General features: G+C 34.7%; 19 protein-coding genes. 17 read left to right on the top strand and 2 right to left on the bottom strand.

Annotation, left to right across the window (positions count from 1 at the left end; all coding sequences use genetic code 11):
* Positions 1–8: 8 nt before the first annotated feature.
* From QTL86_RS08845 to QTL86_RS08830, 4 genes are all read left to right on the top strand, one after another.
* Complete coding sequence (locus tag QTL86_RS08845; protein ID WP_127066332.1) at positions 9–1,769, top strand: S8 family peptidase; 1,761 nt, start codon at positions 9–11, stop codon at positions 1,767–1,769.
* Positions 1,770–1,944: 175 nt separating this feature from the next.
* Positions 1,945–2,721, top strand: coding sequence for an ABC transporter ATP-binding protein (locus QTL86_RS08840; RefSeq protein ID WP_190283301.1), 777 nt, complete (start codon positions 1,945–1,947; stop codon positions 2,719–2,721).
* Entirely contained in the window at positions 2,705–5,122 is a 2,418-nt protein-coding gene (locus QTL86_RS08835; protein WP_127066333.1) for a hypothetical protein, read from the top strand. Before QTL86_RS08840 ends, QTL86_RS08835 begins: the two co-directional genes overlap by 17 nt.
* Positions 5,109–6,461: an ABC transporter permease gene (locus tag QTL86_RS08830; protein ID WP_127066334.1), complete on the top strand. Its 1,353-nt coding sequence runs from the start codon at positions 5,109–5,111 to the stop codon at positions 6,459–6,461. The genes QTL86_RS08835 and QTL86_RS08830 overlap by 14 nt, the downstream gene beginning before the upstream one ends.
* Positions 6,462–6,528: 67 nt before the next feature.
* Here the strand turns inward: QTL86_RS08830 and QTL86_RS08825 are convergent, their stop codons facing one another.
* Complete coding sequence (locus QTL86_RS08825) at positions 6,529–7,842, bottom strand: peptidoglycan-binding protein (protein ID WP_410496986.1); 1,314 nt, start codon at positions 7,840–7,842, stop codon at positions 6,529–6,531.
* A gap of 130 nt (positions 7,843–7,972) precedes the next feature.
* Between QTL86_RS08825 and QTL86_RS08820 the strand changes: the two genes are divergently transcribed.
* The 3 genes from QTL86_RS08820 (at position 7,973) to QTL86_RS08810 (ending at position 12,604) form a co-directional block, all read left to right on the top strand.
* Entirely contained in the window at positions 7,973–10,771 is a 2,799-nt protein-coding gene (locus tag QTL86_RS08820) for an insulinase family protein (RefSeq protein WP_410496985.1), read from the top strand.
* Between the two features lie 124 nt (positions 10,772–10,895).
* Positions 10,896–11,588, top strand: coding sequence for an iron-sulfur cluster assembly scaffold protein (locus QTL86_RS08815; protein ID WP_013656724.1), 693 nt, complete (start codon positions 10,896–10,898; stop codon positions 11,586–11,588).
* A 14-nt stretch (positions 11,589–11,602) separates the two neighbouring features.
* Positions 11,603–12,604, top strand: coding sequence for a GGGtGRT protein (locus tag QTL86_RS08810; protein ID WP_013656725.1), 1,002 nt, complete (start codon positions 11,603–11,605; stop codon positions 12,602–12,604).
* Positions 12,605–13,229: 625 nt separating this feature from the next.
* Here QTL86_RS08810 and QTL86_RS08805 read toward each other — a convergent pair.
* On the bottom strand, positions 13,230–13,382 hold the full coding sequence (locus QTL86_RS08805) for an ATP-binding protein (protein ID WP_410497302.1): 153 nt from the start codon (positions 13,380–13,382) through the stop codon (positions 13,230–13,232).
* A 212-nt stretch (positions 13,383–13,594) separates the two neighbouring features.
* On the opposite strand from QTL86_RS08805, the gene QTL86_RS08800 reads away from it, so the two are divergent.
* The 10 genes from QTL86_RS08800 (at position 13,595) to QTL86_RS08755 (ending at position 24,676) form a co-directional block, all read left to right on the top strand.
* A complete protein-coding gene (locus QTL86_RS08800; protein WP_127066337.1) occupies positions 13,595–14,569 on the top strand; it encodes a glycosyltransferase family 2 protein in 975 nt (324 codons plus the stop codon).
* Complete coding sequence (locus tag QTL86_RS08795) at positions 14,559–15,302, top strand: class I SAM-dependent methyltransferase (RefSeq protein WP_410496984.1); 744 nt, start codon at positions 14,559–14,561, stop codon at positions 15,300–15,302. The genes QTL86_RS08800 and QTL86_RS08795 overlap by 11 nt, the downstream gene beginning before the upstream one ends.
* 27 nt (positions 15,303–15,329) lie before the next feature.
* Positions 15,330–17,948, top strand: a complete 2,619-nt coding sequence (locus QTL86_RS08790) for a YfhO family protein (RefSeq protein ID WP_410496983.1) — start codon at positions 15,330–15,332, stop codon at positions 17,946–17,948.
* Between the two features lie 180 nt (positions 17,949–18,128).
* Entirely contained in the window at positions 18,129–19,811 is a 1,683-nt protein-coding gene (locus tag QTL86_RS08785) for a GspE/PulE family protein (protein WP_127066340.1), read from the top strand.
* Positions 19,812–19,825: 14 nt separating this feature from the next.
* Entirely contained in the window at positions 19,826–20,890 is a 1,065-nt protein-coding gene (locus tag QTL86_RS08780) for a type IV pilus twitching motility protein PilT (RefSeq protein ID WP_127066341.1), read from the top strand.
* Between the two features lie 125 nt (positions 20,891–21,015).
* Positions 21,016–22,221 carry a type II secretion system F family protein gene (locus QTL86_RS08775; RefSeq protein ID WP_127066342.1) on the top strand — a complete coding sequence of 402 codons (1,206 nt, stop codon included), beginning with the start codon at positions 21,016–21,018 and terminating at the stop codon, positions 22,219–22,221.
* 54 nt (positions 22,222–22,275) lie between these two features.
* Complete coding sequence (locus QTL86_RS08770) at positions 22,276–22,695, top strand: type II secretion system protein (RefSeq protein WP_127066343.1); 420 nt, start codon at positions 22,276–22,278, stop codon at positions 22,693–22,695.
* Between the two features lie 74 nt (positions 22,696–22,769).
* Positions 22,770–23,546 carry a prepilin peptidase gene (locus QTL86_RS08765; RefSeq protein ID WP_410496982.1) on the top strand — a complete coding sequence of 259 codons (777 nt, stop codon included), beginning with the start codon at positions 22,770–22,772 and terminating at the stop codon, positions 23,544–23,546.
* A gap of 17 nt (positions 23,547–23,563) precedes the next feature.
* Positions 23,564–24,052 (top strand): prepilin-type N-terminal cleavage/methylation domain-containing protein, encoded by a 489-nt coding sequence (locus tag QTL86_RS08760; RefSeq protein ID WP_190283303.1) that lies wholly within the window; start codon positions 23,564–23,566, stop codon positions 24,050–24,052.
* A gap of 12 nt (positions 24,053–24,064) precedes the next feature.
* Positions 24,065–24,676 carry a type II secretion system protein J gene (locus QTL86_RS08755; RefSeq protein WP_127066346.1) on the top strand — a complete coding sequence of 204 codons (612 nt, stop codon included), beginning with the start codon at positions 24,065–24,067 and terminating at the stop codon, positions 24,674–24,676.
* The last annotated feature ends 11 nt before the right edge of the window (positions 24,677–24,687 follow it).

The following is a 24,687-nucleotide window of genomic DNA, read 5'->3' as shown; positions in this document are numbered from 1 at the left end:
GAGGGGCCATGCAAAATAAAACAGATGCAACACTAGAAATATTAAGTATTGTACCTCAAAATGAACGAGAACAGATAGAAATTGATTTAGGGCTACTGGGATTTGAACAAAAAGGGACTTGGGAGATACTTGTCAAATACAATGGAGACATTGAAGCAGTTGCCCGAAAAGTAGGAGGGGTAGCACAAATTATAAGTAATCAATTTGCTGTTTTAACCGTTCCACCTGAGCGCATACAAGAGCTTCTTAATTTTACAGAAGTAGAATATATGGAAGTGCCTAAAAGGCTTTTTTATAATATTAATGAAAGTATGTTGGCCAGTTGTATTACACCTGTTCAAAATGAAGCACCTTATAGGCTAAAAGGTAGTGGCACTTTACTCGGTATTATTGACTCTGGTATTAATTATGCTCATCCAGACTTTAGAAATGAAGATGGTAGCACACGTATCAATTTTATTTGGGATCAATCTATTTCTGGGGCACCACCCACTGGTTATTTAACAGGAACAGAATATACAAGGGAGCAAATTAACGAAGCTTTAAAACAACCTACAAAAATGCAACAGCAGGAGATAGTGCCAACAGGTGATAGAGTCGGTCATGGCACTCATGTAGCAGGAATAGCAGGTGGGAATGGAAGGGGTTCAGGAGGCAGAATTGTAGGGGCAGCACCAGAATCAGAATTTATTATTGTAAAACTAGGGCAACCAGATTTCGAAGGTTTTGTAAGAAATATAGAGATTATGTTAGGTGTACGTTATGTGATTGAGAAAGCTATAAGTTTAGGTAAACCTGTTGCCATTAACATAAGTATTGGAACTAATAATGGACCTCATGACAGCAATGCACTTTTAGAACAATATTTAGATAGTGCAGCAACTTTATGGAAGAATAATATTGTAGTAGGGACAGGAAATGAAGCAAATGCTAGGAATCATACTAGTGGCAAAGTAGAGCAGGAAGGCACGACTATGTTTGAATTTCAGATAGGAGAAAATACGACTTATTATCCATTATCTATCTGGCAAAATCCTATTGATGAATTAGCCTTTGAAATCATTGATCCTGCTGGAAGGAGAACGCCACTTATTGTGTATGCTCAGGGACCGGTACAATATGGGTTGGGCGGAACTAAGGTCTATGCTGCTTTTGCAGGTCCATCTCCTTTAAGCGGAGATATTGAATTTGCAGTATTTTTAGTACCCACATCAGGCAAGATTACAAGTGGTGTGTGGCAAGTTGTCGTACATGGTCAGAGGATAGTAGATGGACGTTTTGATGCATGGGGGCCTACTACAGAAGAAGGTGCTGCTAATAATTTCTTTTTAACGCCTACAGTGGAAACGACACTGACCACTCCTTCGACAGCGAGGTTGGTAATATCAGTTGGTGCTTATAACCATGTTACAGGTCAAATTGCTCCTTTTTCAGGAAGAGGTTTTGGAAGAGATAATAGTGTCATCAAGCCTGATTTGGTGGCACCTGGGGTAGAAATTAGTGCAGCAAGCCATACAACGTCAGGTTATAGGGTTCAAAGTGGTACTAGTATGGCTACACCTCATGTAACAGGGGGAATAGCGCTTTTAATGGAGTGGGGAATTATACAGGGAAATAATCCTTTTTTATATGGTGAAAATGTAAGAACTTACCTAGTAAGAGGTGCTACTAGAGATGATTCTATCAACTATCCTAGTCCATTATGGGGATATGGTAGACTATGCATTGAACAAAGTTTAGATTTGCTAAGAAGGCAATTGATTTTTTAATAAAATGGTTGATGTTAGGACAGATGGAAGAGTAGGCAATAACTTTAAAAAAGGAGATGCCCACTCTTTTTTGCTTTTATTGATAAGAAAAGGAAAATATTAAGAAAAGGTTAAGTATTATGACTAAAAAGTCATAATACTGTAATCTCTATTTTATGGTTAATTATGGTTAAGTATGCTATACTGTTTGTTATATTTGAACAATTGTTTACGAAGGGGGGATAAGGTGGAACCTATTATAGAAGTTAAAAACTTGAGGAAAGTTTACCGCATGGGAAAAGAAAAAATTGTGGCGCTCAATCATATTGACCTAGAAATAGAAAAGGGTGAAATTTGTTGTTTATTTGGTACATCAGGTTCAGGTAAATCAACTTTACTCAATATGTTAGCTGGGCTTGAAAAACCTACAAAAGGAACCATAAAAATAAAAAAGATAAGAGTTGAAAAATTAAATGAAACTCAGTTAGCTATTTTTCGTCAAAAAAATATTGGTTTCGTTTTTCAGTCTTACAATTTAATTCCCACACTAACGGCATTAGAAAATGTAGCATTACCTCTTGTATTTCAAGGCATGGATAAAAAAGAAAGAGAGAAAAGAGCCAAGGAAATGCTAGAAGCAGTGGGCCTAGGGTCAAGGCTTCATCATAAGCCAAAAGAGATGAGTGGTGGACAACAGCAACGTGTGAGTATTGCAAGAGCTTTTGTGAATCGTCCTCAAATTTTATTTGCAGATGAACCTACAGGAAATTTGGACACGCATACGACCATAGAAGTAATGGATATGATTACAGCAATTGCAGAAAAATATAAGCAAACACTCATTATCGTGTCACATGACCCTGAAATTGCTGATTACGCACATAAAATTATTACAGTGCAAGACGGCGATGTGCTTAAAATAGAAAAAAATACAGATAAGGGAAGGGAAATGATTTATGAAAAAGAAGAATAAGTGGAAAGGGTTACTCATAAGTTTAGCATTAGGACTAACTTATAGTTTATCGAGTGTACATAGCCCTATTTATGCAGAACAAAAAGAACAAACACAAAATAATTCAGAATACATATCTATTAATGACATAACCCAAGACCAAACTAACTTGCAACCTGGGGATACTTTTAGTGTAACAGTTAAAGTACTTGTGTCACAAGAAGCAGCATTGGGGGATAATGTTTTTTGTTATGCAACAGCCTCTGGTAGTAGTGTGGCAGAAGATTCAAGTATCCAGTATTCAGTAGAAAGTAGTGAAAAACCTGTTGTAGGTTATAATGATATTAAAATATATGGTATAAAGTATAGTGGTAAAGGGAAGGATTTATCAGTTAGTGTAGGAATAGGAAATGGTTATGGAGAAGAACATACTAAATATAGTGCATCGGGTAGCTTAAAGGGGGGCTTACAAGCTAAAGGTAATGAGGAGTTCACAGATAGCTTTGCAATAGACAAGCAGGAAAACTTGCTTGTAAGAACAGGGCAAACACAAAGTGTGCAAGTAAAAATAACTAACAAAGGAAGTTTTACAATAAATCAAGCAGAAATGACACTTGCCTTAGATAGTAAAATAACAGGAGTAGAAATAAAAACAGCAACTGCTGTTGTTAAAAATATCAAGTCTAAGGAAACTAAAACAGGCACTTTTTCTATTAAAGCAAGTGAAGATGCTAAAGCAGGTGTTTATCCTGCGACAATAACGATTAATGGTAATAGTTATCCTGTTAATCTTCAAGTGGACAGTAGTGTAGTACCATCAGCACTCGAAGTAAGTACATCGGGCAGTAAAATTTATACACCGGGTGTAGCAAGTGATGTAACATTTAAGTTAAGTAATGTAGGACAACGTGATGCAAAGAATATCCGTTTTGAAGTGGTTAATTCTGAAAATGTCTCCATAGTAGAGGCAAGTAATGTTAAAAGGTTAGATATTATTCAAGGCAAGGCAAGTCAAGATATTACAATGAAATTACGTGTAAATAGCAGCTTTAAAGGGGATAGTGTACCTATTCAGATTAAAGTGGATTATTTAAATTCATCAGGTGAAAAAGAAGAAGATACACAATACGTTTATTTAAGTACATCGGCTTCAAGCATTGCTTCAGAAGTTATTATTAGTAATGTGATTTCACCTACAGATACATATGGTGTAGACCAAAATTTTACCGTTAAATTCAATGTTTCTTCCAAAAGCGGAGCAGATAATCTTAAAATTTCTGTTAAAGGAGATGAAGGAATTGTACCTAAATCTCAGAATCTCTTCTTTGTAACTAAATTAGGTAAGGGAGAAACTAAACAATACAGTGTAACTTTTGCAGCAACTCATGCAGCTATTACAAGTAGTCATCCGATTGAGATTAATGTTGAATATGGTGATGCTAAAGCACCTACCACTATTAGTCAATATGGAAGTGTTAACATCAGCAATCCTAAGAAGGATGCAGAAGGCGATGAGGATGAGAAGTTAAAAGGTAAACCTAAAGTAATCATTGGAGAATATATAGTTAACCCAACTATTGTCCAAGCCGGAGAAAACTTTGAACTTCATCTAGGCTTTTTAAATACAAACAGTAAGCATACTGTTAACAATTTGAAAGCTAATATTAAAGTCATTGAACAAGGTGAAAATCAAACAGGAAATGTATTTACGCCTGTAGGTGGTAGTAATACCTTTTACATCGATCAGCTTAGTCCAGGAGAAACAGTAACTAAGGATGTAACCATGTATACCATTCCTACAGCAAAAGCTAAGACTTACGAAATTACCTTAGAAATGGCTTATGAAGATGAGGATGGCAATGAAATTACAGCAACTGAAAATATAGGAATCCCAGTAGAACAAGTTACAAAAATTGAGGCAGGTGACATTTTCGTAGAATATGCACAGGTAGGGATAGAAACAACACTATCTACAACCTTCTATAATAGAGGACGTACTGATGTAACCAATATGATGGTTTATGTAGAAGGAGAAGGCTTTACAGTAGAAAATAATAGAACGTTTATTGGTAACTTTAAGCAAGGAGATTCACAGACCTATGAGCCAATGATTACAGCAAATCAAGCTGGAACCTTAAAAGGTGAAGTTATTGTAGAATATGAAGATGCAGCCGGTAAGACTCAAGAAATTAGAAAACCTTTTGAATTCCTTGTAGAAGAGATGATGATGGAAGAAATGCCTCCTGTAGATGGAGAAATGCCTCCTGTGGAAGGAGAAACACCAGCTCAAGGGCCTGTAAGTAAAAAGTGGATTTTAGCAGGTGTAGGTGTAGGTGTCGTTGTAGCAGTAGCAATCACCCTTGTTATGCTTAAAAAGAAAAAAGCAAAAAAAGAAGAGATGATGCTAGATGAAGAAGATTGATTTGATAAGCATGAGCGTACGTAATTTATGGCGACGTAAGTTGCGTACAGCTCTTACTATATTAGGTGTAGTGATTGGGGCATGCTCTATTATATTGATGTTATCCTTAGGTTTAGCTATGGAGAAAAATATGGAGGAGCAGTTTGCCCAGATGGGAGATCTTACTTTGATTCAAGTATGGAGTTACGGGGGTGGTAACTCTACCCAAGAAATTGATGATAAGGTACTCAAAGAATTTGAAAAGGTAGATCATGTTGTAAGAGCTATTCCGATGCTTAATGATATTAATGTTTACTTAAGTAGTGGCAAATATCGTACACCAGATCCTTATTGGGAAATTTATGTGATGGATGCTGCTGATATAGAGGCATTGGGATACAAAGTAGAAGAGGGGCGCAGTTTATTACCAGAAGAAACAAGAAGTATTTTAATGGGAAAAAACGTGCTTCAGTATTTTACAAAAAGAGGGAAGCAGATAGACTATTCTAAGGAACTTGAATTTATGCCATTTGACCTTGAAAAAGATAAAGTTACACTAGAAGTCATTCAGTATGATTGGGAAACAGGCAAGCCGCAACTAGAAGACGTTAATGGCAATAAGATTAAAGCACCTAAAGGAACAGAGGTGAACGTAGTAGGCCTATTTCCTGAAACAAGCATGGATTTAGCACGTAAAGTTATTATTCCAAGAGCTCTATATGAAGAATTGAAAAAAGAACAAATTGCTTATAAAAAGGCAATGGGATGGTATACAGATGAAGAGGCTAAAAGAGATAAGAAACGTACTTACAATGAAGTGATGATTAAAGTAGACCACCAAGACAATGTAGTAAGTACATTAGAACAGATTAAGAGCATGGGTTATGATGCATATAACAATATGGAATGGCTAGAACAGTATAAGCAAGAAGCAGCAGCTAAGCGTATGGCTTTGGGTGGTATAGGTATTGTATCCTTTGTTGTAGCAGCGATAGGTATTGCTAATACTATGATGATGAGTATTTATGAACGTACTAAGGAAATAGGCGTTATGAAAGTTATTGGAGCCAAGCTTGTAGATATTAAATATCTTTTCCTAATGGAAGCCTTATTTATTGGCTTAATAGGAGGCATTTTAGGTGCAAGTATCTCTGTAGGAATTTCCCTTATATTAAATGCTATAGGTGAGCCAATAGCACGAATGCTAGGGATGTGGGGAGGCACTACTGTATCCTTAGTACCACCATGGTTAATTGCTGCAGGCATTGTTTTTTCTACTTTAGTTGGTCTCGTATCTGGATACTTTCCGGCTAGAAAAGCAATGAAACTTTCAGCGCTTTCAGCTATTAGAACAGAATAGTGATATAAAGCTAATAAAATAAATAGACCTAATCGAAGTAAACAATCTTCGATTAGGTCTATTTATTTTATCCAAGTTCAGCAAGTTTAGTAACAGCTACATAAATACGAGAGATTTCATACCAAGTACTTTTTCCTACAATGCCATCCTGGGGAAGATGAAAGATTTTTTGAAAAGTCTTCACTGCTTCCTGAGTTGCTTCATTGAAATTACCATCTACAGCTACTTTGGGAATGAGAGGGAAGTTCTGTGAAATACGATTCAGCTGCATTTGAATGGTACGTACAGCAGGCCCACTATCACCTAACCTTAAAGGACTACCTGGATAAGATTCAGGATTACCTTCTACCATAGGAGCAGTATTGAGGGTGATATTACTACCGTAAAAATTTCTAAGAATTTGTTCAGCTGTATAACCTGCATCGCCTAAATCCTTACTCCCCCACTGTGTCATCCAGTTTGGACATTGGGACTTAACACCATCACAATACTGAGAAAGTAGAGGTTGAGTAACATCAGGCAGTTTAATATAGGTATCAAAAACTTCATTAACAACAGGTACAATGGAATCGAATAGGTTACGTCCATAGAAGAAAGCATGGTCATAAGCCGTAGAATTAGTAATGGTATAGGGCTTACCTTGATTACGATACCATTCTGTATAAATACGGTTTAAAGTAAAGGAATTAATGGCAATAATGTTGGCTTTAATGGTTTCAATAGGCCAGGTAGGATAGATTTCAGAGCTGGCTACATTGGCAATATAGTCGATATAAGGTACCGTATAGTTAGGCGCATTATTATCATTGGGGCTTCCAGCGTGAACAATAACAAACTCAGGTACAATGACTTCGTCTAAGACGATAAAACCAGAGCCAGGAATAATAGGTTTGATAGAAGCTTCTGGAATTTTAGGTGGGTAGTTACCGTATAGGGTGGCTGGACCTATGCTAACAGTCTCTAACAATTCTCTCGTATAAGAAGCATAACGTTTAAGCTGTCTTTCAGTAGCTTGCAAAGTAATAGGCTGAATAGACTGGATATCGGCGAAAATCTGTGAGCCCATAACAATGGCATCTACATAATTAGGAGAAGCAGTTTCAATACGATAAGTAGCATAAGGTTTTTGCGTATTAAGGGGATCTAAACTATAGTCAACTGGAGGGGCAGATAATTCTAGGGGAGTCGTCTGACCAACTTCATTAGTAACAAGCTCTGCAATGACAGTTTCTTCACCACTAGGGGAGATTTCTTTAATAGTAACATTAACATTACTAACAGGAATAAGAGGTCCTAAAAGCGTATCTGAAGAAAGTTGTACAATGAGCGATCCTAGATTTTGTCTAGAAACACTAGGGGGATAAATAGGATGTGGTATCATTTAAGTTCCCTCCTTATTAATTTACTGATAATAAGCTATGGATAATATATGAGTTTTTAAGGCTTATTAGAACAAAATGAAAGGATAAAAAGATGTTTATTGCACATCATAAGGAAAAAGGAGGCGAGTTATGTTAAAAAGAAAAAGTTTTCTTATGATATGCATTGTCTTATGTATGATTTGTCCTATATTTGGTAAACCTAATAGTCCTAAATCACAGGGTTTTAAGGAAATAAGTAAAGAAAAATACAATACCGATACAATACATACCTATCGGCATGTAGCAACAGGTTTAGAGGTTATTTGGATAGAAAATGAGGATGTGAACAAGAGTTTTGTTTTAGGTGTTAAAACACCAACAACAGACTCCACAGGTGTGAATCATATTATTGAGCATACCTTATTTACAGGTTCTAAAGACTACCCTTCGGCAAGCTTATTTTTTGATGCCAGTGAAGCTTATCCTAACACCTATATGAATGCATTAACTAGCGGAGATATGACCCTATTTCCTTTTTCTACACCTTATCTTTCCTGCTATAAAGAACTTATGCATATTTATCTAGATGCTGTTTTTAAACCTAATTTATTAAAAGAACCTTATGGTTTTTATGAAGAGGCATTTTATTCATCTCCTATGGAAAACAGAGTAGGGGGAGTTGTCTATAATGAAATGAAGGGTGCTTATAGTAGCAAGGAGCGTACTGTTTTTAGAAGTCTTAGAAATATGATTTTTAAAGATAGCCACTATGCATATGATAGTGGTGGTAGTCCTAATGAGATTCCTACTTTAACCTATGAAAATTGCTTAAAGGTATACAAAAAATACTATTATCCAGCTAATATGAGAATTGTCTTATATGGTGCTATTCCACTTGAAGAAAGTTTACAAATGATAGCCTCCTATTTAACAGATTTGACAAAGCCTAAAGAGGGCATTGATTTAAATGTCCAAAACTTAAATCCGGAAAAAACAGCCACCTATACTGTTTTACCAAGTGGCGATAAAGGGGTCTTAGTAAAAAGTTTTGTATTAGAAAAAACGCTTAGTTCAGAAAAGATACAAGCATTAGATTTATGGATGACTGCTTATTTAATGAGTCCTCAAACAGGATTTTGGCAAAATTTGAATCGCATTGGACTAGGTAAAGCAAGGTGGATTAAAGATGAGGATTTACCTTGTCCAGTTTATTCCTTGGTTATTTCAGATTTGCCTACGAATCAACTAGAAGATTGTGCAAGACAGCTAGATCAGCTGATTGCCAGTATGCCAAAGGATTTAGGAACGAATAACTTTACAGAACAAGATGTGCTAGCACAAGCAAATTGGCTCGTGCTTAAAGAAGATACAAGTGTCAATAGAGGCATTGATATTGCACAAAGCATGCTAGAAGCATGGGCTCATTATAAAACGATTAATCAGTATTATGAAAAGAAAGATTATATTCAAAATGCTAAAAGCTTAGATGCAGATAGCCGTCAAATTTTATTTGAACAAGCTACTAGGTATACTCTTCTGTTATTACCAGGTTCTTATGAAGTAAAGGAACCAGAGAAATTAAGTCCTGTTTCAGATGAAGAGTGGCTAGATATTGTTCCTAAAATGGAAGCTTGGCAGAAGAAAAAAACAAAATTAAAAGCAGTAGATTTAAGAGAGCTTATTTTAAAGCCACATTTAGAAATTAAAAGCAAACAAAAAAAGAATTATACAGAAATGGTTACAGAGGTAGAAAGCACATGGGCAAGGTCACAACTTTATTTTAATACAGCTCATATACCTCAAAAGGAACTGCCTTATTTGTTTCTCTATGCTCACTTATTAGAAGAAAGTGCCAAGGAGATTACCCCTTTTAGTGGTATTATTACAACAGGTTGTACGGCTTATCCCAGTGAAAAGGGATATTGGCCCTGCTTCAAACTTGCTGTTTTAACAAAAGCAGAAGAAACAGATCATAGCACGTTACTAAGGGAAGCTAGATTACACTTACAAAACAAGCCAGATGAATGGTACAGACAAAAACTCATTGAATGGGTTATGGATATGAAAGAGGCAAGTGAAAATAATGTAATTGGGACACTATCACACCTCAGCCTAGGAGCAGAAGAAGGATTGAAGCGCTACTTGTATGAACAGAGTTATCCTACCTATACTTTTTGTGAGGAGCTTTTAAAAATGCATCATACAGCCTGGCGTCTGAATGTAGAGCGTATTGATAAAAAGCTATATCATACAGGAGACCTTATTGTAGCAACAACTGTTCCTGCTAAAGAATCGAATTTATATGCGAAAAGCTGGGAAGATTTCTTAGAGACATTACCTTGTTTTGAACATAAAACAGCTACCTATGAATTTGCAGTCACTTCTAAAAATTGTGTTGTAACAAGTCATGCAGCTATTGATCATAGTTACATTGGAATGGATAAGGGTATACCTTTAGACGGGCTAGATTACCTAGCAACCACTTATTTAACGAAAAACTATCTTAATCCTCGCATTCGTGTAGGTCTAGGTGCTTATGGCGCAGGTTGCCAACTTAGTTATCCATACACCATCTCTTTTTATACCTATAGAGATCCCAATATAGAACGTTCTTTGCCTATTTTAGAAAAAGCACATGAATTTTTAAGTACCAATGTAGATAGCATTGCTCTTGAGAGTAGCAAAGCAGAAGCTTTAAGCAGACTGCACAGTCAATTTCGTTTATTAGGTACACCTTTAGAAGAGGCAAATGCTCTGGAAGGACTAGTTTTATGGGGGCAAGGTCCAGCTGACCTGATGAGACTTCAAGAAGAAATTCTTAAAGCAACACCAGAAGCTGTTAAGGCAAAGGGAGCTATTTACAAAGAACTTTTTAAGCAAGGTAGAGTTTCTATTATGACTCAAAAAAGTTATACTACAGAAAAAGAATTTACTACCTACTCATATTAGACTATTAAAAAAAAGGATAAATATTGACAGATTCCTTAACCACCTATACAATAAGTGTGTATTGTTAAATTTTTGATTTAAAGAGAAATCTTTAAATAGAGATGAGTGGAAAGGAGTCATGAAAATGATGTATTCACATGAAGTAGAACAAATGTGCCCAATCGCTAAAGGACCTAACCATGGGCCAGCACCAATCCCACAAGAGGGTAAATGGGTACAAGCAAAAGAAATTAAAGACATTAGTGGTCTTACACACGGTGTAGGCTGGTGTGCACCACAACAAGGTGCTTGTAAATTAACACTTAACGTTAAAGATGGTGTGATTCAAGAAGCATTAGTAGAAACTATTGGATGTTCAGGTATGACTCACTCTGCAGCTATGGCAGCAGAAATCTTAGCAGGTAAAACAATTCTTGAAGCGCTTAACACAGACTTAGTTTGTGACGCAATTAACACAGCAATGCGTGAGTTATTCTTACAAATCGTATACGGAAGAACTCAAACTGCATTCTCTGAAGGTGGACTTCCTATCGGTGCAGGTCTTGAAGACCTTGGTAAAGGACTTCGTAGCCAAGTTGGTACAATGTACTCAACAGTTGCTAAAGGACCAAGATACCTTGAAATGGCAGAAGGCTATGTAACAAACATCGCTCTTGATGCTGACGATCAAATCATCGGTTACCGTTTCATTCACTTCGGTAAAATGATGGACATGATCAAAAAAGGTATGGATGCAAATGAAGCAATTGAAAAAGCTACAGGTCAATACGGCAGATTTGATGATGCTGTACGTACAGTTGACCCAAGACATGAATAGGGAGGTGCCAAACAATGCCATTATTTGAATCATATGATAGAAGAATTAACCAAATTAACGTTGTTTTAAATAAATACGGAATCAAAGATATTGAAGAAGCTAGAACTATCTGTAAAGAAAAAGGCTTTGATCCATATGAAATCACAAAAGGAATTCAACCAATCGCTTTTGAAAACGCTTGTTGGGCTTACGTTGTAGGTGCTGCAATTGCTATCAAAAAAGGTTGTCACAAAGCAGCAGAAGCAGCAGAAGCTATCGGAGAAGGTCTTCAAGCATTCTGTATTCCAGGTTCTGTAGCTGATGACCGTAAAGTAGGTCTTGGTCACGGTAACTTAGGAGCTATGCTTCTTAGAGAAGAAACAAAATGTTTCGCATTCTTAGCAGGTCACGAAAGCTTTGCAGCCGCTGAAGGTGCTATCGGTATTGCACGTTCTGCAAACAAAGTTCGTAAAGAAGATTTAAGAGTTATCTTAAATGGTCTTGGTAAAGATGCTGCTCAAATTATCTCTCGTATCAATGGGTTTACATATGTTCAAACTCAATTTGATTATATGACAGGTAAAGTAAATGTAGTAAAAGAAATCGCATACTCAAACGGTGAACGTTCAAAAGTTCGTTGCTTTGGTTGTGATGATGTTCGTGAAGGTGTTGCAATCATGCATATGGAAGGTGTTGACGTATCTATTACAGGTAACTCAACTAATCCAACTCGTTTCCAACATCCAGTAGCTGGAACATACAAAAAAGAATGCGTTGAACAAGGTAAAAAATACTTCTCAGTAGCTTCTGGTGGTGGTACAGGTCGTACACTTCACCCAGATAACATGGCTGCTGGTCCAGCTTCTTATGGTATGACTGATACTATGGGAAGAATGCACTCAGATGCACAATTCGCTGGTTCTTCATCAGTTCCTGCTCACGTAGAAATGATGGGACTTATCGGTATGGGTAACAACCCAATGGTAGGTGCTACAGTTGCTGTAGCCGTAGCAATCGAAGAAGCTATGAATAAATAATTCCTTTTTAGGACAATAAAAAAGCGGTAATCACGTATAGACGTGATTACCGCTTTTTTGCTGTCCGGACTCTGGTAAAACTTTCCTGGCTCCTTAAGTAGAGCTTACTTCAAGGCATAGAAATGGCTCCTCAGCACAACTAGCTAAAGAAGCAGTGCCTACTTAAGAGAGCTATGAAAGTTCAAGCCATGAGTGAGGAGCTCTTAAAGTCTTAGCCGGTGCACCCTTATGATGAGGAAGCTAAGGCTTTCAGACTCTGGTTTAAACTTTGTTTAAAGTAATGCTAGATATAAAGGATTATAAAATAACTTATAAAAGAGCGCTTCCCTTTACAGCGCATCAGTGAACATCTTCCTTAAGTCCAGAGGTACCTATAACAATAGATTGAGACTTGGCTGACCTGGTCAGTTCCTCAGATTGAAGCTGTGGTGATTCTGCTACGAGAAGTTATTTGATTTATCTTTACATTATAGTATATGTAATGAGACAAGTAATTCCCTAATAAAAGATAGAAAGATATTTTTTTGACAGTTCGTTCTGCTAGAAAACATATATTAGAGTGTACTATGAAATGGCAACTGGAAAATGTGGTTTTTGGGCATTTTAAAATGCCCCTTTTAAAGCATTACAATTGCATCTTGTTTTTATCTATATCTACAAATTTATCTTTTATCCTATAAGATTGCCCTGTTATGTTGATGACGTGTGAGTGATGGAGCAATCTATCAAGAATGGCAGAAGCCACAACTGGATCATCAGCCGAATTTACAGTCCAAATAGTTGCTCTTTATCATAGTGATAAAAGAAAATGTGATGCTTTTTGTGTTTATGATGCATTCCTTAATTTGAATATGTACTTATAAAATTCAACATATGTTTCAGGTTTGATAAATAAATTTTGTATATTTTGAAAACAGCACGTAAATATGTTAATATACATATAGAATCTTTATTTATCACACAGAAAGTAAAAATATGAGGTATATTAAAATGGAAAAAATCTCAATTATAGTACCTAGTTATAATGAAGAATTATCTTTGCAAGTATTTTATGAAGAGTTATTAAAAGTAAGAAAAAAAATGAATAATATTTCTTATGAAATTTGGTTTATAGATGATGGTTCAAGTGATAATACACTTGAGGTAATTAAACAAATAGCTCAAGATGATAAAAGTATAAATTATATTAGTTTTAGCAGAAACTTCGGAAAAGAAGCAGCGATGCTTGCAGGATTGAAGCAAGCAACAGGAAATTATATAGCAATAATGGATGCAGATTTACAGGATCCGCCGTCATTATTGTTGAGTATGTACGAATATATACAAGAACCGAAATGTGATTGTGTTGCAGCCCGGAGAATTAATAGGTGTGGTGAATCGAAGATTAAATCAGTTTTCGCAAAATTATTTTATAAAATCATCAATAAAATATCAGATATTGATATTGTTGATGGTGCAAGAGATTTTAGATTGATGAAGAGAAAAGTAGTAGACAGTATACTACAATTAAGTGAATATAACCGTTTTTCTAAAGGGATTTTTAGTTGGGTAGGATTTAATACAAAATGGATAGAATATACAAATGTAAACAGAGCGATAGGAGAGACAAAATGGTCTTTTTGGAAATTGTTTTTATATGCCATCGAGGGAGTTACGGCATTTTCAACGGTTCCATTAGCTATTGCATCCTTAGTAGGAATGGTTTTATTTGTGTTTTCTGTTATTTTAATAATTGTTATTATTATTAAAACTTTAGTATGGGGAGACCCTGTTAGTGGATGGCCATCTATGATATGTGTGATCTTTTTTGTAAGTGGTATACAACTATTTTGTATAGGTATTCTAGGTCAATATTTAGCTAAAACTTATATGGAAACTAAAAAAAGACCAATCTATCTAATAAAAGAGAGTAGTAATAATCATGTAAGTCAATATATGAGAGAGGAAGATGACTATGCAGGATAATTTATATGATGAGATGTATCAACTAGAAGAAAAACATTGGTGGTTTAAATCAAAAAGGAAGATTATTCTTGAACTTATTAATCAAGAATTAAGTGGTACTGAGAATGAAATATTAGATTGTGGATGTGGATGTGGTTGTCTTCTAAAATACTTAAAAATATATGGCAATGTAAAAGGTATAGATTATAGTGCAAGAGCCTTAGCATACAGTAAAAAGAATTTTGATGGGGATCTAGTGCAAAGTGATTTACTTAAAAAAGTTGAACTTCCTGATGAAAGTGTTGATTTAGCTATTGCATTAGATGTAATCGAACATCTAGAAGATGATGAGTTGGGATTAAAAAATATAAGGAGAGTTTTAAAGACAAATGGGAAGCTTTTAGTCACGGTTCCAGCTTTTAAACAATTATGGTCATATCATGATGTAGAACATATGCATAAACGAAGATACACAATTAAGCAGTTGGAACGTGTGTTAAAAAAATCCGGATACAGTATCGCATACATAAGCTACTATAATTTTTGGTTATTCTTACCCATTTATGTAGCTAGGAAAATAAAAAATAAAATAAATGATTGTGAAAGTGATGCATCTATGCCGAGTCCCTTTGTGAATTTTCTTCTTGAAAAGATATTTTCTACAGAGACTTTTTTGTGTAGACATCGTGTAAAAATGCCAGTTGGTGTATCAATAATAGCTATTGTTAATAAAATTATAGAGAATAGAAATTAAACTGTTTATTTAGAAAGGATTAGTCTAATGAAAAAAGTTACAGTTTTGATAAAAGATAATCAATTTATCTTTTTGGGGTTTCTTATACCATTTATAGTTATGATTTTTATATGTGTAACAATGCAAATAACACCATTTGGTGCCTATAGCTTCTTGGTCTCTGATTTAAGTGAAGTCTATATGGATAGTCTTACAGCTTTAAAACGAATACTTACAGAGAATGAAAGTTTATTTAATACATGGTCGCAGATACAGGGAAGTACACCGTTAGGTATGTTGAGTACAGGTATTCTTGTGAATTTATTTAGCTTTTTGGTCTTCATTTTCCCAAAGGAACTGATTTTAGATGCGCTTACGTGGATGATTATTTTAAAGATAGCTTGTTGTGGTATCACATGTGCATTTTATTTAAAGAAAACTTTTCAAAGAAACGATTTAAGTATAAGCATTTTTGCTTGGTGCTATGCACTAATGGCCTATACAATTACATATCATTTTCATATTATTTGGCTAGACCAAGTAGTTATGTTACCACTAGTGTTATATGGTGTAGATAAAATTATAAAGAATAAGAAGGATTATTTATTTTTTACCATATGTTTAACCGTAATATTTTTTATGAATTACTATATTGCCTATATGACAGGAATCTTTTCTTTTATGTATTTTATATACAGATATATTACTTTAAACACCTCTATTGAGAAAAAGGATTTTTTGCAAAAGATGTTAGCATTTTTCATAAGTCCCCTCTTCGCCTTTGGTTGTGCGAGTATATTACTTTTTCCTATTCTTTATCTGGTATCTAATAGAGGTGGTATTTTTGATGTTAGTCAGTTAGGTGTCTATTTGCGCTATGATTTTAAAGCATTATGGAGTAAGACTTTTGTAGGTGTATATGACACTGTGGTAAGCGATGGCACACCACTCATTTATTGTGGCACAATAGTGATTGTTTTAATGATTTTCTTTTTTTTGAGTTATAGCATTAGTTATCGAGAAAAATTAATAAGTTTTATTTGGCTTGTATTTATGTTTTTATCTGTGACTTTAAATCCTTTATATATGGCATGGCATGGATTTGAATGGCCAACTTATTTTGAAGGGAGGTTTACGTATACAGTATCGTTTTTGATGATTTTTCTAGCATATAAAGGATTTCGGGTACTAAATACTATCTCAACAAAACAAATTCATTGTGTTTTTGGAATACTAGGTGGCATAATAATAGGTCTCAATTTTAAAGAATATAGTTATATCCAAGACGAGAATATTTTATTAACATTATTATTTTTATTCCTATACTATTTATTACTTATGCTAGTAAAAAATAAAGTTACATATAAAAAATATGGTTTATTACTACTGGCATTATTAGTTGGATTAGAGTTAGCAGATAACTCTAGAATGATTTTAACCAGGTTTGACAGTAGTTCAGGTTATCCTTTTGCAGCAGATTATTATGAAACCTATAATAGGATCAATAAAGAAACCCATGAAGTACTAAAAGAAGACCAAGACTTTTATCATATAGAACGTGTAGAGCAACGTAGTTTAAATGATGGATTTGGAATGGGTTATCCTGGTATAAGTCATTTTGATACAATGTATAATGAGAAAAGCAAAAATACAATTGCTAACTTAGGTATATCTACAGGAAATAACTGGATAAGTTATAAAGGAACCACCCCAATAACCGAAGCAATATTTAATATTAAATATGTTTTGGCTTTACAAGAAAAGTATTTTGGTTATGATTTAATGTCCGATAGAGAAGAGAATTACTTTAAGGTCTTTAAAAATCCTTATGTTATTGGAGCTGGGTTTGCAGTAGCTAAAGATATTGAAGAGTTTGATGCATTAGGAACATTCAAAACACCAATACAACCATTTGAACAGCAGAATAAGCTATTAAGTAAAATGTTAGGGGAAGAAAATAAAGAGTATTTAAAACCACTCAAAGTAGTGTTAGAAAAATTTAATAATGTAGACAAGGTGGATGAGCAAAAAGATAATTATACAATTCAGCACTTTTATCAAAAAGATACATATCAAAAAGGAACAATTAATTACAGTGTTGTTACCGAACAGGTAGGTCCATGCTATCTTTATGTTCAAAGTGACGCGTATTTTTGGACAGATATTGTGGTTAATGGAAAGTCGTTAAATATAACTAGAACGGGGACTACTTCTATTACTTATTTAGGTGACTATGAAAAAGGAGAAAAACTAAATATTCAAATAGAACTTAAAGAAAAGTATTCAGACATAGTTCAGCTGCTAGTTTGTAATGTTGATGATGCTTTACTAAAGAAAGATATTCTTAAACTAAGACAAGGTAAATTAAACGTTGAGGAATATACAGATGAAAGGATAAAAGGAAGTATTACAATACCTAAAGATAAGCCTTTATTGTATACATCAATTCCGTATGATAGAGGATGGCACTTATTTGTGGATGGTCAATCAACACCAACAAAAGAAGTAATAGGAGGCTTTTTAGGAGCAGATCTAAAAGAAGGCAAGCATGAAATTGAACTGATTTATAAACCTGTTGGATTTAAATTTGGTATGTTTATTTCAATCATATCAGTTCTATGTTTGGTATTTATAACAATAAAACATAAACAAGATAGAAAAAAGTGAAATATTGTTTATATTAATTTTATAATATATAAACAATATTGCAAAAATGATTAAATGAGATTATAATCTATATATAACAAATTGAATAAAATACTATACAATATTGAAAATATGCATAATAGTATGGTAATTAAAGATAGGAGATATATTTTACTTACAGTGTAAAACGGGGAGAAATAGATGAAAAAGGTACAGAGAAAGAGAATAGGAGATCTACTATTTGAAACAGGTATGATTACCCAAGAGCAATTGGAATGGGCGATAAAAGAGCAAAAACGTACTGGTAAACGAATAGGGGAAGTCCTTGTAGAAGCAGGTATTATTACAGAGGATAATATATTAGGGGCATTAGAATTTCAATTAGGCATACCTCATATGAACCTAGAACAATATAATATTGATTACAATATTGCTTCTAAGGTACCAGAAAGTATAGCTAGGAGATATACGGTTATTGCAGTTGGAATGGATGACAATAAATTAAAAGTAGCTATGAAAGATCCTTTAAATATGTTTGCATTAGATGACCTTAAACTCAGTACAAAGATGGAAATTATCCCTATTTTAGCCAGTGAAAAAGCTATTACTAATGTTATTAATCAAACCTATACATCAGCACAGACCAAGAGCATCGTAAATCAAGTAGAAAGACAGATGCAAGATGAAATTCAGAGAAGGGTGGCTGTTGATGAAGAGGAAGATGATGATACCGCACCTATGGTTCAATTAGTTAACAATATTCTACAACGTTGTATTTTAAAAGGGGCATCGGATATACACATTGAACCATTTGAGTATTATGTGCGTATCCGTTTTCGGGTAGACGGTCAACTTCATGAATTAACAAGAACGAAGAAAGAGATGCTTAATGGAATTACCACACGTATCAAAATTTTATCAGGTTTAGATATTGCAGAAAGAAGACTACCTCAAGACGGTCGTATGTCTAAGACAGTAAATGGACAGCAGGTAGATTTACGTGTGAGTATTTTGCCTACTGTATATGGTGAAAAAACAGTTATTCGTTTTATTTATCGTACAGGTAAAGACTTAGGGTTAGATGAAATCGGTTTTTATCCTACAGATTATGAAAAGGTACTTAATTTATTAAAAAACCCTCATGGTATTATTCTTTTAACAGGCCCCACAGGTAGCGGTAAGTCAACTACTTTAGCAGCTGCTTTAAAGGTCTTAAATGAAGATAAGGTTAATATTATTACAGTAGAAGATCCAGTTGAAAATATGATAGAAGGTATTAATCAAGTAGCAACAAATAGCAAAATAGGTCTTACTTTTGCAAGTGCCCTACGTTCTATCTTACGTCAAGACCCAGATATTATTATGATTGGTGAGATGCGTGATAGTGAAACAAGTACTATAGCTATTCGTGCAGCTATTACTGGACATCTTGTGTTAAGCACATTACATACCAATGATGCGGCAAGTTCTATTCCTCGTCTAATTGATATGGGAACAGAAGCCTATATGGTAGGAGCTGCTATTAAGGGAGTTATTTCACAACGCTTAGTAAGGAGGCTTTGTCCTAACTGTAAAACAAAGCATATAGTATCAGCTAGTGAATCAAAGATTTACAATATACCTGAAGGAACTGAAGTCTATCAGTCACGGGGGTGTAACGCGTGTAATCAGACAGGATATAAGGGACGTTTGGCAGTACATGAGGTGTTAACCATCGATACTCATCTAGAAGATATGATTTCAGCAGGGCATACAAGTACTGAGGAAATAAAAGCAGAGGCCACTAAAAGAGGGATGCGTACACTTTGGGATAATGCCCTTTATAATGTACTTCAGGGAAAGACAACCATGGAAGAAATGTTAAGAATAGCATATGAACAGTAAGGTGAGGATGAACTATGGACATTAATGATTTGTTGGAAATTGTCGTACAGGAAAAAGCATCAGATTTACATCTAACAGTAGGAATTCCACCTACATTAAGATTACATGGCCAATTAATCCACTTGGATTTACCACCATTAAAAGAAGCCGATACAAGAGAACTCATTAGTCAGCTTTTAGAAGGAAAGCCTATTATTACAGAAAGATTTAGAGAAAAAGGTGAAGCGGACTTTTCCTATGCTTTACAAGATATAGGGCGTTTTCGTGTAAATGTTTATAAACAAAGAGGAAGTTGGGCAACAGCATTACGATTGGTAGGCGTTGAAATACCTACTATGGAGGAATTAGGACTGCCTAGAAAGATACTGGAAAGCTTAGCAGATAATAAGAGAGGCTTAGTATTAGTCACAGGTCCTACAGGTAGTGGCAAATCAACTACATTGGCTACTATGATAGATTATATGAATAAAAAAAGGCAAGAGCATATCTTAACATTAGAAGATCCGATAGAGTATTTACATAAACATAAAAATAGTATGGTTAATCAAAGGGAGATAGGTTTTGACAGCAATAGCTATGCCAATGGCTTACGAGCTGCTTTGCGTGAAGACCCAGATGTTATTTTGGTAGGAGAAATGCGAGATCAAGAAACCATTGCTACAGCCATTACTGCAGCAGAGACAGGTCATTTAGTATTAAGTACATTACATACCATAGGAGCACCTCAAACGATTGATAGAATTATAGATGTATTTCCACCCCATCAGCAGCAGCAAATTAGGGTTCAGATCGCTAATATCTTAAAAGGGGTTATCTCACAGCAGTTATTGCCAAGAAGTGATATTAAGGGAAGATGTGTAGCATTAGAAATCATGATTAGTAACGCCGCCATAGCTAATTTGGTTAGAGAGGAAAAGACTCATCAAATTTATTCCCAGATTCAAACAGGAACCTTAGCTGGTATGATTACCATGGATGCTTCTCTAGCAAATCTTTATAAAAAAGGAGCAATCTCTTTAGAAACAGCCTATCAATATGCGCAAAATAGAGATGAACTTAAGCGAATTCTAGGAAGATAGAAAAGAGTGATAACACAACCTAAAATAATGGAATGAGTATGAATAGGCTTGCTACCTAAACTGCGTAGCATCATTTTAATGAATGAATGCGTATTTCATAACTATAATAGACAAGGGGTGGGGAAATGGATACATATTTATATGTGGCACGTGATTTATTAACCCAAAATAAAGTTAAGGGTGAGATTGAAGGAGAAAATGAAGAAAAAGTTAGGAAGGTCTTAATGGATAAGAATTTATACCCGCAATCTATTAAGCGAAAAAATGCCTTAAATAGTGATTTGTCTTTGTTTAAGCAAAAGATTAAATTAAGTGATATTAACTTTTTCTGTAAACAATTAGCCGCCATGATTCAAGCAGGAATTAGCATTGCTAAAGGGATAGAAATTTGTGGACAGCAATGTACTAATAAGACCTTAAAAGCACATTTAGAAAATATTCATGAGGCAGTTAGTGGCGGAAAGACTTTTTCTCAAGCAGCAGAAGATGAAAAGATTTTTCCTAGTATTTTAGTGAGCTTAATTGAAAGTGGCGAAGCTTCAGGTAATTTAGATGAGGTAATGAGACGTTCAGTAGAGCATTTCGATAATCAGTTGGGAATCCAAAAGAAAATCAAAAAAGCATTGACATATCCAGTGGTGGTACTATGTATGGTTGTTGTGGTGGTTATTATTTTAATGATTAAAGTAGTACCGGCTTTTTTAGGTTTATTACGGGATACAGGTGCACCTATACCACTTCCTACTAAAATTGTTATTGCAATTAGTAACTTCTGCGTTAATTATTGGCAAATATTATTGATGATTATAGTGGTTGTAACACTTGCTATTATGAACATGAAAAAGGTAGATTCTATAAGAAGAGGTCTAGATCGTTTAAGTTTAAGACTTCCTATTTTTGGGGAATTGAATAAGAAAAGTTTATCCTCTACTTTTTCTAGTACTATGTCTATGTTAGTTGAATCCGGTATACCTATGCTTCAAGCTATGGAAATTACTAAAAGAGTTATGGGTAATGCAGTAGCAGAGGAAGAAATGAATCAAGCTATTGAAATTTTGAAACAAGGTAATAGCTTATTAGATGCTATTAGAGGAAGTACCATCTTTCCACCTATTCTTCTCAGTATGGTGAGTATTGGTGAGGAGAGTGGTGCTTTAGATGAGATGTTGGTTAAAATTAGCGTTTATTTTAAGGAAGAAGTAGACCTTGCAGTAGATAATATGACGACTTTAATTGAACCAGCAATGATTTTAATCGTAGGTGTAATCGTTGGAGGGATTATGGCAGCTATTATGTTACCAACCTTCTCAGCAGCTACAGCAGCTATGTAGTAAATTCCTTAATAAGGATTTACAATATATAACAAATTAAAGGGAGTGAAAGAAATGAATAAGAAAGAAAGAAATGAAAAAGGCTTCACCATGGTTGAGCTCATTATCGTAGTGGCGATTATGGGTATTATTGGTGCATTACTTGTACCAGCATTTGGAACAATGTCAGCTAAAGCAAGATTAACAACTGATATCTCTACTATTAAGACGCTTCAAAGAACAGCAACTGCTTACAAAACAGAGAAGGAATTATGGCCAGGTACAAATGCTTCAACTTTAGTAAGTATCCTTGTATCTGATGGATACTTACAAGCAGAACCAACATTACAAACAAGTGCTGCTGGTGGTTTAATTTCTGTTGATGTTGCAGCTGAACGTATTTGGTTAGACCTAGGTGCAGGAAAAACAACAACATTTAGTAAAGCACTAACACAAATTGATTCCCAAACAGTAACTGATTTCGTAGCACCTTAATAAAAAGTATGATAATTATTTAAAAATAAGCAGATATTCTGTGGAATATCTGCTTATTTTAAAAGAGGTTTAATATGATATATATGATAGGATTAAGTTTAGGTGGTATTTTAATTGGTAGTTTTTTAAATGTCTGTATTTATCGTATTCCTAATCAACAAAGTATTTGTTTTCCACGTTCTCATTGTCCACGCTGTAAGCATGAATTAAGTGCTTTAGAGCTTGTTCCAGTAGTAAGCTATTTAATATTGGGAAGAAAGTGTAAAGCGTGCAAAGCACCGATTTCACCCCGCTATATGTGCATTGAAGTAATTACAGGTATAGGTTTTGGGATCATTGGTTACAAATACGGCTATAGTTTAGACACGCTACGTTATTGCACCTTTTTTGCTTTTGCAGTAGTACTTACGATGATTGATTGGGATCATATGATTTTACCTACTTCGATTATTAGATGGGGGATAGGAGTGGGCCTCATAGAAGTATTCTTACAAGCTTGGAGTATACACAACTGGTATATATTACTAGAAGCGTTAGTGGGAGGTATTATTGGTTACGGACTATTTATGCTACTTTATTATGGGTGCCAATGGTTATTAAAAAAAGAGGGTTTAGGTTATGGCGATGTAAGATTAATGGGGTTCATAGGTCTTTTTATAGGTATAAACCAGCTTTTCTTAATGATCATTCTTGCCTGTTTACTGGCGAGTATTTTTGGTATAGGTTTATTGCTTATCAAAAAGAAGAGCGAACCGTATCCTTTAGGACCTTTTTTGAATTTAGGAGCCTTTATAGTGATTTTATGGGGAAAGCAATTATTACAAATTTACTTAAGTTTGTTTAACCTGTAATGAGAGGGGGAAAAGAGGTGAAAAAAGATAAGAAAGGTTTCACTTTGGTAGAAATGTCAGTTGTTATGGTACTCATTTGTTTGATGGGAGTAGCCCTTATTCCTAATATGAAAGCGGTATATAAACAGCATGCAATAAAAGCCGTGGACAGCATTTGTATTGATCTGGTAACCCTTAGAAAACAAGCTATTGCTACAGGGGGAGAATATACTTTAGAAGTAAGCGGGAATAAGTATACTATGATGCCCGGCATTCAAACATCTTCAGGGAAATGGCGTAGTAAACCAGATAATATGGCTTCTAAAATCTTATTTTCTGTTGTAGGTGGAGATGGTTCAACAGTAGTGGCATCCAATAAAATAGTATTCAAAGGACGATCTATGAAAGATGCATTAGGAAATGAAAAAGAGTATTTTATCATCACTATTTCATATGATGGCGTTGTTTATACGGAAGCAAAATTTGAAGGTCTGACAGGTCGTTATACAATTACTAAGAAGGTATAAAGGAGGAGGGATATGAAAAAAAGAGAAAACGGATTTACTTTATTAGAAGTAACAGTTGCATTTGTTTTATTTGCCATTCTTCTAGAAAGCCTATGGGGCTTTTTTACCAATGTTTATATAGAGTTTATACAATTTGATAAAAAAGTGGTTCTAGACAACGAAGCTAATGCCGTAGAAAGTTTTTTAAGGGATTACATACGACTATCAGAAGGTATTAAAATTACAACTACGGATACAACACAAGTAATTGAATCTGATCCTACAGGTCCTTACAACATAGACATAATAGATGCCCCATTAAAAGAAATTAAGTTAAAAAATCAAGTGTATGATGCTGCAGCTAATGGAGGTGCTGGGGGAATGGTAGATGATTTCAAGACCATTAACTTAGAGCCCATCGTGTCGCCTACACAGGAGCAAGGGTTATATCGATTAACCTATGGTACAAATACGATTTCGGTATTGATTGAAAATATAAAAGTAACGAGGTATAAAGACTCTAATCTAGTTAAATTTAGCTGTATTATTAGTAAAAGCAAAGTACCAACTAGTGCTAATGAACGGCAGAGGGTGAAGTTAGCATTTACAGAATCAATAGCTTATAAAGAACATATTACTCCATAGAGTTTAAATAA

It is taken from the genome of Cellulosilyticum sp. ST5 (genome assembly GCF_046529625.1).
GTDB lineage: Bacteria > Bacillota > Clostridia > Lachnospirales > Cellulosilyticaceae > Cellulosilyticum > Cellulosilyticum lentocellum.
The sequence above is the reverse complement of the archived record's forward strand: the minus strand, read 5'-3'. Positions and strand labels throughout refer to the sequence as shown.